We start from the raw sequence: 12,562 nt of genomic DNA, 5'->3' as shown, positions 1-12,562 counted from the left end.
GAGGGGTCTACCAATGGGACTCGAAGAGAAGCTGCCGAGCGGATTTCTGCTCACGACGGTCGAACAGGCAGCGGGCTGGGTGCGCAAGGCATCCGTCTTCCCCGCGACCTTCGGCCTCGCCTGCTGCGCCATCGAGATGATGACGACCGGAGCGGGGCGCTATGACCTCGCCCGCTTCGGCATGGAGGTGTTCCGCGGTTCCCCGCGGCAGGCGGATCTGATGATCGTCGCGGGCCGGGTCAGCCAGAAGATGGCGCCGGTCCTCAGGCAGGTCTACGACCAGATGCCGAACCCCAAGTGGGTCATCTCCATGGGGGTGTGCGCCTCCTCCGGCGGCATGTTCAACAACTACGCGATCGTCCAGGGCGTCGACCACGTCGTGCCCGTCGACATCTATCTGCCCGGCTGCCCGCCGCGGCCCGAGATGCTGTTGGACGCGATCCTCAAGCTGCACGAGAAGATCCAGACCTCGAAGCTCGGCGTCAACGCCGAGGAGGCCGCCCGCGAGGCGGAGGAAGCAGCACTCAAGGCACTCCCCACGATCGAGATGAAGGGGCTGCTCCGGTGAGTGACAACTCCTCAGCGAACGACGGGACCAACGGCTCCGACGGCGTGAACCCCGAGAAGGACCTCGGCGCCTCCAACCTCCCCGGTCAGCGCGGCGAACACGGCGAGGAGATCCGCGTCCAGCGCGGCATGTTCGGCGCCAACAACGGCGGCGACACCTCCGGCTACGGCGGCCTCGTCCGCTCCGTACGCCTGCCGGGCCCGTCCACACGGCCGTACGGCGGGTACTTCGACGAGGTCGCCGACGAACTCGAAGGCGCTCTGGAGGAGCAGGACCTGCTGCCGGAGAACGCGATCGAGAAGACGGTCGTCGACCGCGACGAGCTGACCTTCCACATCGCACGCGAGCACCTCGTCCAGGTCGCCCGCACCCTGCGCGACGATCCGGCGCTGCGCTTCGAGCTGTGCACCGGCGTCTCGGGTGTCCACTACCCGAACGACAAGGGCCGCGAGCTGCACGCCGTCTACCACCTGCGCTCGCTCACCCACGGCCGGCTCATCCGGCTGGAGGTCAGCGCCCCCGACGGTGATCCGCACGTCCCGTCCCTGGTCGGCATCTATCCGACCAACGACTGGCACGAGCGCGAGACCTACGACTTCTTCGGGCTGGTCTTCGACGGTCACCCGGCGCTGACGCGGATCATGATGCCGGACGACTGGCAGGGCTTCCCGCAGCGCAAGGACTACCCGCTCGGCGGCGTCGCGGTCGAGTACAAGGGCGCCCAGATCCCGGCTCCGGACCAGCGGAGGTCGTACAGCTGATGTCCACTTCCCACGAAACCTCCCAGGCCTCCGCGCGCGAGACCACCGAGGGCACCGTCTACACGGTCACCGGCGGCGACTGGGACGAGATCGCCCAGAGCGCGGCGAAGTCGGACGATGAGCGGATCATCGTCAACATGGGCCCGCAGCACCCGTCCACGCACGGTGTGCTCCGCCTGATCCTGGAGATCGACGGCGAGACCGTCACCGAGGCCCGCTGCGGCATCGGCTATCTCCACACCGGCATCGAGAAGAACCTCGAATACCGGACCTGGACGCAGGGCACCACCTTCGTCACGCGCATGGACTATCTGACGTCGTTCTACAACGAGACGGCGTACTGCCTGGGCGTCGAGAAACTTCTCGGCATCGAGGACGAGATCCCGGACCGCGCGAACATCATCCGCGTCCTGCTCATGGAGCTGAACCGGCTCTCCTCGCACCTCGTCGCCATCGCCACCGGCGGCATGGAGCTCGGCGCGACCACGATCATGATCTACGGGTTCCGGGACCGCGAACTGATCCTCGACCTGTACGAGCTGATCACCGGCCTGCGCATGAACCACGCGTACATCCGCCCGGGCGGCCTCGCCCAGGACCTGCCGCCGGGCGCGATGGACCGGATGCGCGAGTTCGTGAAGACCATGAAGAAGAACCTTCCCGAGTACGACAAGCTCGCCACCGGGAACCCGATCTTCAAGGCCCGCATGCAGGACGTCGGCTACCTCGACCTCGCGGGCTGCATGGCGCTCGGCGCCACCGGACCGATCCTGCGCTCGGCGGGGCTCCCACACGATCTGCGCAAGACCGACCCGTACTGCGGTTACGAGACCTACGACTTCGAGGTACCGACCGCCGAGACCTGCGACTCCTACGGGCGCTTCCTGATCCGGCTCGAAGAGATGCGGCAGTCGCTGCGGATCGTCGAGCAGTGTCTGGACCGCCTGGAACCCGGGCCGGTCATGGTCGGCGACAAGAAGATCGCCTGGCCCGCGCAGCTCGCGCTCGGCCCGGACGGGCTCGGCAACTCGCTCGACCACATCAAGAAGATCATGGGCACCTCCATGGAGGCCCTGATCCACCACTTCAAGCTGGTGACCGAGGGCTTCCGGGTCCCGCCCGGACAGACCTACGCGGCCGTCGAGTCACCCAAGGGCGAACTCGGTGTCCATGTCGTCTCCGACGGCGGCACCCGCCCCTACCGGGTCCACTTCCGCGACCCGTCCTTCACCAATCTGCAGGCCATGGCGGCGATGTGCGAGGGCGGCCAGGTCGCCGACGTCATCGTCGCCGTCGCATCCATCGACCCCGTGATGGGAGGCGTCGACCGGTGACCATGTCACAGGGTTCCTCCGAGGGCGTCAGCCTGGGCATGCCCCAGCTGCCGGCCCCCGACTACCCGGCCGATGTCCGTGCCCGGCTCGAAGCGGATGCCAAGGAGGTGATCGCCCGCTATCCGGACTCGCGCTCGGCGCTGCTGCCGCTGCTGCATCTCGTGCAGTCCGAGGAGGGCCATGTCACCCGGACCGGCATGCAGTTCTGCGCCGACGTGCTCGGGCTGACGACGGCCGAGGTCACGGCGGTGGCGACCTTCTACACGATGTACCGCCGCAAGCCCTCCGGCGACTACCAGGTCGGCGTCTGCACCAACACACTGTGCGCGGTGATGGGCGGCGACGCCATCTTCGAGGACCTCAAGGCGCATCTCGGTGTCGGCAACAACGAGACCACCGAGGACGGCAAGGTCACCCTCGAGCACATCGAGTGCAACGCGGCCTGCGATTTCGCGCCCGTCGTGATGGTGAACTGGGAGTTCTTCGACAACCAGACCCCCACCAGCGCGCGGCAGCTCGTCGACGACCTGCGCGCGGGGCGCGAGGTGCAGCCCACGCGCGGCGCGCGCCTGTGCACCTTCAGGGAGACCGCGCGGATCCTGGCCGGCTTCCCCGATGAGCGCGAGGGCGCGGTGGACGAGTCCGGCGGCGCCGGGCCCGCCTCGCTCGTGGGCCTGAGGTTCGCCAAGGGCGAGACCCCGGTGCCGCACCCCCGTGACGAGGCGCGCTCCGAACGCACGGACACCGAGGAGGGGGAGTGATGACGATGGCGGCCGAAATCAACGAGACGAGCCCGGAGAAGCTGCTCGCTCCCGTGCTCTCCGCGTTCTGGGACGAGGACAAGCCCTGGACCCTGGAGACCTACCGGCGCCACGAGGGCTACGAGGGCCTGCGCAAGGCGCTCGCGATGACGCCCGACGACCTCATCGCGTACGTCAAGGACTCAGGTCTTCGCGGACGCGGCGGCGCGGGCTTCCCCACCGGCATGAAGTGGCAGTTCATCCCGCAGGGTGACGGAAAGCCGCACTATCTGGTTGTCAACGCCGACGAATCGGAGCCGGGGACGTGCAAGGACATCCCGCTCCTGTTCGCGAACCCGCACAGCCTCATCGAGGGCATTGTCATCGCCTGTTATGCCATCAGGTCCTCGCATGCCTTCATCTATCTGCGCGGTGAAGTCGTCCCGGTGCTGCGGCGGTTGCACGAGGCCGTGCGTGAGGCCTACGAGGCCGGCTACCTCGGCGAGAACATCCTGGGCAGTGGCCTCGACCTGGACCTCACCGTGCACGCGGGCGCGGGTGCGTACATCTGCGGTGAGGAGACCGCACTGCTCGACTCGCTCGAAGGCCGCCGTGGTCAACCGCGGCTCCGTCCCCCCTTTCCTGCTGTGGCAGGTCTCTACGCCTGCCCGACTGTGGTGAACAACGTGGAATCGATCGCGTCGGTTCCCGCGATCCTCAACAAGGGCAAGGACTGGTTCCGTTCGATGGGCAGCGAGAAGTCCCCGGGCTTCACGCTCTACTCGCTCAGCGGCCATGTCGCGGGCCCCGGCCAGTACGAGGCGCCGCTGGGGATCACACTCCGGCAGCTGCTCGACATGAGCGGCGGGATGCGGCCGGGCCACCGCCTCAAGTTCTGGACCCCGGGCGGCTCCTCCACTCCCATGTTCACGGATGAGCACCTCGACGTCCCGCTGGACTACGAGGGCGTGGGCGCCGCGGGCTCGATGCTCGGCACCAAGGCGCTGCAGTGCTTCGACGAGACCACCTGTGTGGTCCGGGCCGTCACCCGCTGGACCGAGTTCTACGCCCATGAGTCCTGCGGCAAGTGCACGCCCTGCCGCGAAGGCACCTACTGGCTGGTCCAGTTGCTCCGCGACATCGAGGCCGGCAAGGGAACGATGTCCGATCTCGACAAGCTGAACGACATCGCCGACAACATCAACGGCAAGTCCTTCTGCGCCCTCGGCGACGGCGCCGCCTCGCCGATCTTCTCCTCGCTCAAGTACTTCCGCGAGGAGTACGAGCAGCACATCACCGGCAAGGGCTGCCCCTTCGACCCCGCCAGGTCGACGCTCTGGGCGGACAACCACACGGAGGTGAACGCATGACGGTCACAACTAGCGCTCCCTCCGGGGGCGGGGAGGCGGCGGTACCGCCGGAAGACCTGGTCTCGCTGACCATCGACGGCGTGGAACTGACCGTCCCCAAGGGCACCTTGGTGATCCGCGCCGCCGAGCAGCTCGGCATCGAGATCCCGCGCTTCTGCGACCACCCGCTGCTCGACCCCGCGGGCGCCTGCCGCCAGTGCATCGTCGAGGTCGAGGGCCAGCGCAAGCCGATGGCCTCCTGCACCATCACCTGCACCGACGGCATGGTCGTCAAGACCCATCTGACCTCGCCGGTCGCGGAGAAGGCGCAGAAGGGTGTGATGGAGCTGCTGCTCATCAACCACCCGCTCGACTGCCCGGTCTGCGACAAGGGCGGCGAGTGCCCGCTGCAGAACCAGGCCATGTCGCACGGCCAGTCCGACTCGCGCTTCGAGGGGCAGAAGCGCACGTACGAGAAGCCCGTTCCGATCTCCACGCAGGTGCTGCTCGACCGTGAGCGCTGTGTGCTCTGCGCGCGCTGCACCCGGTTCTCGAACCAGGTCGCGGGCGATCCGATGATCGAACTGATCGAGCGCGGTGCGCTGCAGCAGGTCGGCACCGGTGAGGGCGACCCCTTCGAGTCGTACTTCTCCGGGAACACCATCCAGATCTGCCCGGTGGGCGCGCTGACCTCGGCCGCGTACCGCTTCCGCTCCCGCCCCTTCGACCTGGTCTCCTCGCCGTCGGTGTGCGAGCACTGTGCGGGCGGCTGCGCCACCCGCACCGACCACCGGCGCGGCAAGGTGATGCGGCGCCTCGCCGAGAACGACCCCGAGGTCAACGAGGAGTGGATGTGCGACAAGGGGAGGTTCGGCTTCCGGTACGCGCAGCAGCGTGACCGGCTGACGACTCCGCTCGTACGGTCCGCCGAAGGCGTCCTTGAGCCCGCTTCGTGGCCCGAAGCGCTCGAAACGGCCGCTCAGGGACTGCTCGCCGCCCGCGGTCGCGCCGGCGTCCTGGCCGGCGGCCGCCTGACCGCCGAGGACGCCTACGCGTACAGCAAGTTCGCGCGCGTGGCCCTCGGCACCAACGACGTCGACTTCCGCGCCCGCGTCCACTCCGCCGAGGAGGCCGACTTCCTGGCCGCCCAGGTGGCCGGACGGGGCCGCGACCTCGACGGTTCGGGGGTCACGTACAAGAAGCTGGAGCAGGCGCCCGCGGTCCTGCTCGTCGGGATCGAGGCCGAGGAGGAGGCGCCCGGCGTCTTCCTGAAGCTGCGCAAGGCCTGGCGCAAGTCCGGCCAGCGCACCTTCGGCCTTGCGCCCTACGCGACCCGCGGCCTGGAGAAGGCGGGCGGCACCCTGCTTCCCGCCGCCCCCGGCACCGAGACCGAGTGGCTCGACGCGCTCGCCTCCGGCGTCGGGCTCGACGAGGCGGGCTCGAAGGCCGCCGAGGCGCTGCGCGGCGAAGGCTCTGTGATCATCGTCGGCGAGCGGCTCGCCTCCGTCGCGGGCGCGCTGACCGCGGCCGTACGGGCGGCCACCGCGACCGGCGCGCAGCTGCTCTGGATCCCGCGCAGGGCGGGGGAGCGCGGCGCCATCGAGGCCGGGGCGCTGCCCTCGCTCCTGCCGTCCGGACGACCGGCGACCGACCCGCGGGCCCGCGAGGAGGTAGCCGTCGCCTGGGGACTCGCCGAACTCCCGCACCGCTACGGGCGCGACACCGGCCAGATGGTCGAGGCCGCGGCCACCGGGGAGCTCGGTGCACTGGTCGTCTCGGGCGTCGAACCGGCGGATCTGCCGGATCCGGCGCGGGCCCGCGAGGCGCTGAAGGCGGCGTTCGTGGTCTCGCTCGAGCTGCGGCCGGGCGAGGTCACCGAGGTCGCCGACGTCGTCCTCCCGGTCGCGGCGGTCGCCGAGAAGTCCGGGACCTTCCTCAACTGGGAGGGCCGGGCCCGGCCCTTCCAGGCCGCCCTGAAGCCGGACATGATGACCCGCACCCTCTCGCCCACCGACGCCCGCGTCCTGCACATGCTCGCGGACGCCATGGACGTGCACCTCGCGCTGCCGGACAACGCGTCCATCCACCGCGAGCTGGCCCGCCTCGGCCCCTGGGACGGGCCGCGCGCCACCGAACCCCTGGAGTCCGCAGGGCAGTTGCCCCGTCCCGGCTCAGGCGAGGCGGTGCTCGCGGGGCACCGGCTGCTGCTCGACCGGGGCAGGCTCCAGGAGGGCGACACGGCACTCGCGGGCACCCGGCACGCGGCCGTCGCCCGGCTCTCCGCGGCCACGGCCGCCGAGGCCGGAGTCAAGGACGGCGACACGCTCGCCGTCGCCGGGCCCGCCGGATCCGTGCAACTTCCGCTGCAGGTCACCGAGATGCCCGACCGGGTGGTCTGGCTCCCGCTGAACTCGGTCGGCGGCGGTATCGCCTCCGACACCGGGGCGCACCCGGGTGAGCTGGTCAGGATCGGCCCGGCCACGGGCGCCGCGGGCGCAACCGGTGCTCCGGGTGCGTCGGGCGCCGGGGACGCGTCGGGCGCTTCGGGTGCGCCGGGCGCTTCGGGCGCTTCGGGTCCCGAGGATGTCGCGGAGGTGGAGGCATGAGCCCCGTACTGAGTCTTGCCGCGGAAGTGGAAGAGGACCTGTCGCTCTTCGGCACGGACCCCTGGTGGCTGATCGCGATCAAGGCCGTCTTCTGCTTCGCGTTCCTGATGCTGACCGTGCTGCTCTGCATTGTGTGGGAGCGCAAGGTCGTCGCCTGGATGCAGCGGCGCATCGGCCCCAACCGGCACGGCCCCTGGGGCTTGCTTCAGTCCCTCGCGGACGGCGTGAAGCTCATGCTCAAGGAAGACGTCATCGTCAAGCGCGCCGACAAGGCCGTGTACGTCCTGGCGCCGATCCTCGCCGCCATCCCCGCCTTCATGGCGGTCGCGGTGATCCCCTTCGGGCCCGCCGGCAACGAGGTCTCGATCTTCGGGACGCGCACCACGATGCAGCTCACCGACCTGCCGGTCGCGATGCTGTACATCCTGGCGATCGGCTCCGTCGGCGTGTACGGCTTCGTCCTCGGCGGCTGGTCCTCGGGCTCGACGTACCCGCTGCTCGGCGGTCTGCGCTCGGTGGCCCAGATGATCTCGTACGAGATCGCCATGGGCGCGGCCTTCGCCTCCGTGTTCCTGTACTCGGGCTCGATGTCGACCTCGACGATCGTGGAATCGCAGCAGGACCGCTGGTACATGGTGCTGCTGCCGGTCTCCTTCCTGATCTACATGGTGACGATGGTCGGCGAGTCCAGCCGCGCCCCCTTCGACATGCCGGAGTCCGAGGGCGACCTGGTCGGCGGCTTCAACACCGAGTACAGCTCCATCAAGTTCGCGCTCTTCATGCTCGCCGAGTACGTGCACATGGTGACCGTGTCGATGATCGCGGTGACGCTGTTCCTCGGCGGCTGGCGGGCCCCGTACCCGGTCAGCGGCTTCTGGGAGGGCGCGAACCACGGCTGGTGGCCGATGCTCTGGTTCGTCCTCAAGACCCAGGTGCTCGTCTTCTTCTTCATCTGGCTGCGCGGCACGCTGCCCCGCGTGCGCTACGACCAGCTGATGAAGCTCGGCTGGAAGGTGCTCATCCCGGTCTCCGTGGCCTGGCTGATGCTCGTCGCGACCGTGTCCACGCTCCGCAAGGAGGGCTTCGAGTTCACCGAGATCGTGATGTACGTGGCGGGCGGTGTGGTCGCGCTGCTGCTCCTGTCGTTCGTGGCGGACATGTACCGCGACCGGAAGGCGGCGGAGCCCGCCGAACAGCAGCCGGAACCCGCCGTCTTCGACCCGATGGCCGGCGGATTCCCCGTACCGCCGAAGCCCGGCCAGACGCTTCCCCCGGTGCCGCGGCGGCGCTCGCGGCAGGAGCGGGAGCTCGTTGTCAGTGGCGGGACGGATACTCCCAGTGACGGAAAGGAGGCGGACGGTGTCTGAGGAAAAAGCTGAGCCGATCGAGCCGGCGGAGCCCGCCGGGTCCGGCGGGCTGCCCGCGCGGCCTGTCGTTTCGGGTGAGGGCAAGGACACGGCGCAGGGGTTCCACAACCCCGTGGCCGGGTTCGCGGTCACGTTCACCGCCATGTTCAAGAAGCGGCTGACCGAGCAGTACCCGGAGCAGCCGAAGACCACGGCGCCGCGCTTCCACGGCCGGCATCAGCTCAACCGGCACCCCGACGGGCTCGAGAAGTGCGTCGGCTGCGAGTTGTGCGCCTGGGCCTGTCCTGCCGATGCGATCTACGTGGAAGGCGCGGACAACACCGAGGAGGAGCGCTACTCGCCCGGTGAGCGCTACGGGCGGGTCTACCAGATCAACTACGCCCGCTGCATTCTCTGCGGGCTGTGCATCGAGGCCTGCCCCACCCGCGCGCTGACCATGACCAACGAGTTCGAGCTCGCCGACTCCAGCCGCGCCAACCTCATCTACACGAAGGAGCAGCTGCTCGCCGGGCTCGAAGAGGGCATGGTCGACAGCCCGCACGCCATCTACCCGGGGATGGACGAGGGTGACTACTACCGGGGGCTCGTCACCGAGGCGGCGCCCGGGACCGAGCGCCAGGTCGCCCTCTCCAAGGGCGAGGTGCAGGAGGGCGATTCGACCTTCGGCGAGTCCGAGCCGGCCTCCGAGAAGGTGATCGGCCGATGAGCACACTCGCCGCCTACGCCACCTCCACCGGTGAGGCCGTCCAGTTCTGGGTGCTCGCCACCGTCGCCGTGATCGGCGCGCTGTGCACCATCCTGATGAAGAAGTCCGTGCACAGCGCGCTGTGCCTGGCCGGCACGATGGTCATCCTGGCGGTGTTCTACCTCGCCAACGGCGCGTACTTCCTGGGCATCGTGCAGATCGTCGTCTACACCGGCGCGATCATGATGCTGTTCCTCTTCGTGGTCATGCTCGTCGGTGTCACCGCGGCGGACTCCCTGAAGGAGACCATCAAGGGCCAGCGCTGGCTGGCTGCCCTGTGCGGCCTCGGCTTCGCGGTGCTGCTCACCGCGGGCATCGGGAACGCCGCGCTGCAGGAGTTCAACGGCCTCGCGGCGGCCAATGCCAACGGCAACGTCTGGGGACTGGCGAACCTGCTCTTCTCCAAGTACGTCTTCGCCTTCGAGGTCACCGGCGCCCTGCTCATCACGGCCGCGGTCGGCGCGATGGTGCTCACCCACCGCGAGCGCACCGAACGCGCCAAGACCCAGCGCGAGCTGGCCGAACAGCGCGTTCGCGAGGGCAAGCACCTGCCCCCGCTGCCCGCACCCGGCGTCTACGCCCGGCACAACGCCGTGGACATCGCCGGTCTGCTCCCCGACGGCACCCCCTCCGAACTGACCGTCAACCCGACGCTGCGGGAGCGCGGCCAGATCCGGGACGTATCCGCCGAGGCGCTGAACGACCTGGCGGCCCTGGAGCAGCGTTCCGCCGAGCGGCTCGGCCGGGAGCTCGAACCGGAGGCCGGCGGCCGGAGCACCGGCACGGACGTGGGCGAGGACGCCGACCGTATCTCCCACCGGAACTCCGACCGGAACTCCGACCGGAACTCCGACCGTGAAGAGGAGGCTGCGAAGTGAATCCGGTCAACTACCTCTACCTCGCCGCCCTGTTGTTCGCGATCGGCGCCACCGGCGTGCTGATCCGGCGGAACGCGATCGTCGTGTTCATGTGCATCGAGCTGATGCTCAACGCCTGCAACCTGACGCTCGTGACGTTCTCGCGGATGCACGGCAACCTCGACGGCCAGGTCATCGCCTTCTTCACGATGGTCGTCGCCGCCGCCGAGGTCGTGGTCGGTCTCGCGATCATCGTGTCCCTGTTCCGTGCCCGCCACTCGGCCTCGGTCGACGACGCCAGCCTGATGAAGCTCTAAAGGGGCCGGGAGAATCGTGGAGAATCTGATTGCGCTGCTCATCGCGGCGCCTCTGCTCGGAGCGGTGGTCCTGCTGTGCGGCGGGCGCCGGCTCGACAAGACCGGTCATGTGATCGGCACGGCCCTCGCGTTCGCCTCGTTCGGTGTGGCGGTGGCGCTGTTCACCGACCTGCTCGGGCGGGGCGCCGAGGACCGCAGCCTGCACCAGCACCTGTTCAGCTGGATCCCCGTCGGCGGCTTCCAGGCCGATGTTGCCTTCCAGCTCGACCAGCTGTCGATGACGTTCGTACTCCTGATCACCGGCGTGGGCTCACTGATCCACGTCTATTCGATGGGGTACATGGCGCACGACGAGCGCAGGCGCCGCTTCTTCGGCTATCTGAACCTGTTCCTCGCGGCGATGCTGATCCTGGTCCTCGCCGACAACTACCTGCTGCTCTACGTGGGCTGGGAGGGCGTCGGTCTGGCGTCGTACCTGCTCATCGGCTTCTGGCAGCACAAGCCGAGCGCGGCCACCGCGGCCAAGAAGGCCTTCCTGGTCAACCGCGTCGGCGACGTGGGCCTGTCCATCGCGATCATGCTGATGTTCACCACGTTCGGGACCTTCGCCTTCGGCGATGTGCTCACGGCCACCGGTGAGACCAGCGAGGGCAAGCTGACCGCGATCGGCCTGATGTTGCTGCTCGCCGCCTGCGGCAAGTCGGCCCAGGTGCCGCTGCAGTCCTGGCTCGGGGACGCGATGGAGGGCCCGACCCCGGTCTCGGCCCTCATCCACGCCGCGACCATGGTGACCGCGGGCGTGTACCTGATCACCCGCTCCGGGGCCATCTTCGAGGGCGCGCCGAACGCCCAACTCGCCGTGGTCATCGTCGGGGCGGTCACGCTGCTCTTCGGTGCGATCGTCGGTTGCGCCAAGGACGACATCAAGAAGGCCCTCGCGGGCTCCACGATGTCGCAGATCGGCTACATGATCCTGGCCGCCGGTCTCGGTCCGATCGGCTACGCCTTCGCGATCATGCACCTGGTGACGCACGGCTTCTTCAAGGCCGGACTCTTCCTCGGCGCCGGATCCGTCATGCACGGCATGAACGACGAGGTCGACATGCGCAAGTACGGAGGCCTGCGCAAGTACATGCCGGTCACGTTCATCACGTTCGGCCTCGGCTACCTCGCCATCATCGGCTTCCCGGGCCTGTCCGGCTTCTGGTCCAAGGACAAGATCATCGAAGCGGCGTTCGCGTACGACGACGGGATCCGCGGCTGGATCTTCGGCGGCGTCGCGCTCCTGGGCGCGGGCATCACCGCGTTCTACATGACCCGCGTGATGCTGATGACCTTCTTCGGCGAGAAGCGCTGGCAGCCCGACGCGGAGGGCCGAGAGCCGCACCCGCACGAGTCGCCCAGGTCGATGACGATCCCGATGATCGTGCTCGCCTTCGGCTCGGTCTTCGCCGGCGGTCTCTTCTCGCTGAACGAGTCCTTCGTGAAGTGGCTCGAACCGGTCACGAAGTTCGAGCACCCGCACCCGGTGCTGAGCATCCCGGCGATCACGGCCTCCACCATCGTGGTGCTCCTGATCGGTGTCGCCGTCGCCTGGTTCATGTACGGCAGGCGGCCGGTGCCGGTGGCCGCCCCGCGCGGCTCGCTGCTCACCCGGGCCGCCCGCCGCGACCTCCTCCAGGACGACTTCAACCACGTGGTCCTGGTCCGCGGCGGCGAGCACCTCACGCGCTCCCTGGTGTACGTCGACCACAGCCTGGTGGACGGCGTAGTCAACGGCACGGCCGCCTCGTTCGGCGGGCTCTCCGGCCGGCTGCGCCGACTGCAGAACGGCTTCGCCCGCAGTTACGCGGTCTCGATGTTGGGCGGTACGGCGGTCCTGGTTGCCGCGACCCTGCTGATGAGGGCGGTCTGATCC

General features: G+C 69.0%; 11 protein-coding genes. All 11 read left to right on the top strand.

Annotation, left to right across the window (positions count from 1 at the left end; genetic code table 11):
- Positions 1-13: 13 nt before the first annotated feature.
- Genes ACLF6P_RS17095 through nuoL form a run of 11 tightly spaced genes read left to right on the top strand, consistent with a single transcriptional unit; the run spans position 14 to position 12,559 of the window.
- Positions 14-568: a NuoB/complex I 20 kDa subunit family protein gene (locus tag ACLF6P_RS17095; protein WP_385494988.1), complete on the top strand. Its 555-nt coding sequence runs from the start codon at positions 14-16 to the stop codon at positions 566-568.
- On the top strand, positions 565-1,329 hold the full coding sequence (locus ACLF6P_RS17090) for an NADH-quinone oxidoreductase subunit C (protein ID WP_415951244.1): 765 nt from the start codon (positions 565-567) through the stop codon (positions 1,327-1,329). Before ACLF6P_RS17095 ends, ACLF6P_RS17090 begins: the two co-directional genes overlap by 4 nt.
- On the top strand, positions 1,329-2,663 hold the full coding sequence (locus ACLF6P_RS17085; RefSeq protein WP_415951243.1) for an NADH-quinone oxidoreductase subunit D: 1,335 nt from the start codon (positions 1,329-1,331) through the stop codon (positions 2,661-2,663). The genes ACLF6P_RS17090 and ACLF6P_RS17085 overlap by 1 nt, the downstream gene beginning before the upstream one ends.
- A gap of 2 nt (positions 2,664-2,665) precedes the next feature.
- Positions 2,666-3,424, top strand: coding sequence for an NADH-quinone oxidoreductase subunit NuoE (gene nuoE / locus ACLF6P_RS17080; protein WP_415951302.1), 759 nt, complete (start codon positions 2,666-2,668; stop codon positions 3,422-3,424).
- Positions 3,421-4,773, top strand: coding sequence for an NADH-quinone oxidoreductase subunit NuoF (gene nuoF, locus ACLF6P_RS17075; RefSeq protein WP_415951242.1), 1,353 nt, complete (start codon positions 3,421-3,423; stop codon positions 4,771-4,773). The genes nuoE and nuoF overlap by 4 nt, the downstream gene beginning before the upstream one ends.
- Positions 4,770-7,358, top strand: a complete 2,589-nt coding sequence (locus ACLF6P_RS17070; protein ID WP_415951240.1) for an NADH-quinone oxidoreductase subunit G — start codon at positions 4,770-4,772, stop codon at positions 7,356-7,358. Before nuoF ends, ACLF6P_RS17070 begins: the two co-directional genes overlap by 4 nt.
- Entirely contained in the window at positions 7,355-8,725 is a 1,371-nt protein-coding gene (nuoH, locus tag ACLF6P_RS17065; RefSeq protein WP_415951239.1) for an NADH-quinone oxidoreductase subunit NuoH, read from the top strand. The genes ACLF6P_RS17070 and nuoH overlap by 4 nt, the downstream gene beginning before the upstream one ends.
- Before the next feature lie 49 nt (positions 8,726-8,774).
- Positions 8,775-9,431 (top strand): NADH-quinone oxidoreductase subunit NuoI, encoded by a 657-nt coding sequence (gene nuoI / locus ACLF6P_RS17060; protein ID WP_415951300.1) that lies wholly within the window; start codon positions 8,775-8,777, stop codon positions 9,429-9,431.
- Entirely contained in the window at positions 9,428-10,348 is a 921-nt protein-coding gene (locus tag ACLF6P_RS17055) for an NADH-quinone oxidoreductase subunit J (RefSeq protein WP_415951238.1), read from the top strand. The genes nuoI and ACLF6P_RS17055 overlap by 4 nt, the downstream gene beginning before the upstream one ends.
- Positions 10,345-10,644 (top strand): NADH-quinone oxidoreductase subunit NuoK, encoded by a 300-nt coding sequence (gene nuoK, locus ACLF6P_RS17050; protein ID WP_415951236.1) that lies wholly within the window; start codon positions 10,345-10,347, stop codon positions 10,642-10,644. The genes ACLF6P_RS17055 and nuoK overlap by 4 nt, the downstream gene beginning before the upstream one ends.
- Positions 10,645-10,660: 16 nt before the next feature.
- Positions 10,661-12,559, top strand: a complete 1,899-nt coding sequence (gene nuoL, locus ACLF6P_RS17045) for an NADH-quinone oxidoreductase subunit L (RefSeq protein WP_415951234.1) — start codon at positions 10,661-10,663, stop codon at positions 12,557-12,559.
- Positions 12,560-12,562 lie beyond the last annotated feature (3 nt).

This window comes from Streptomyces lothianensis (assembly GCF_047779955.1).
Taxonomy (GTDB): domain Bacteria; phylum Actinomycetota; class Actinomycetes; order Streptomycetales; family Streptomycetaceae; genus Streptomyces.
The sequence above is the reverse complement of the archived record's forward strand: the minus strand, read 5'-3'. Positions and strand labels throughout refer to the sequence as shown.

Excerpts from the sequence above, each read along its gene's own strand:
- ACLF6P_RS17095 (WP_385494988.1), top strand. The coding sequence starts at position 14 with ATGGGACTCGAAGAGAAGCTGCCGAGCGGATTTCTGCTCACGACGGTC.
- ACLF6P_RS17085 (WP_415951243.1), top strand. The coding sequence starts at position 1,329 with ATGTCCACTTCCCACGAAACCTCCCAGGCCTCCGCGCGCGAGACCACC.
- nuoE (WP_415951302.1), top strand. The coding sequence starts at position 2,666 with ATGTCACAGGGTTCCTCCGAGGGCGTCAGCCTGGGCATGCCCCAGCTG.
- ACLF6P_RS17070 (WP_415951240.1), top strand. The coding sequence starts at position 4,770 with ATGACGGTCACAACTAGCGCTCCCTCCGGGGGCGGGGAGGCGGCGGTA.
- nuoH (WP_415951239.1), top strand. The coding sequence starts at position 7,355 with ATGAGCCCCGTACTGAGTCTTGCCGCGGAAGTGGAAGAGGACCTGTCG.
- ACLF6P_RS17055 (WP_415951238.1), top strand. The coding sequence starts at position 9,428 with ATGAGCACACTCGCCGCCTACGCCACCTCCACCGGTGAGGCCGTCCAG.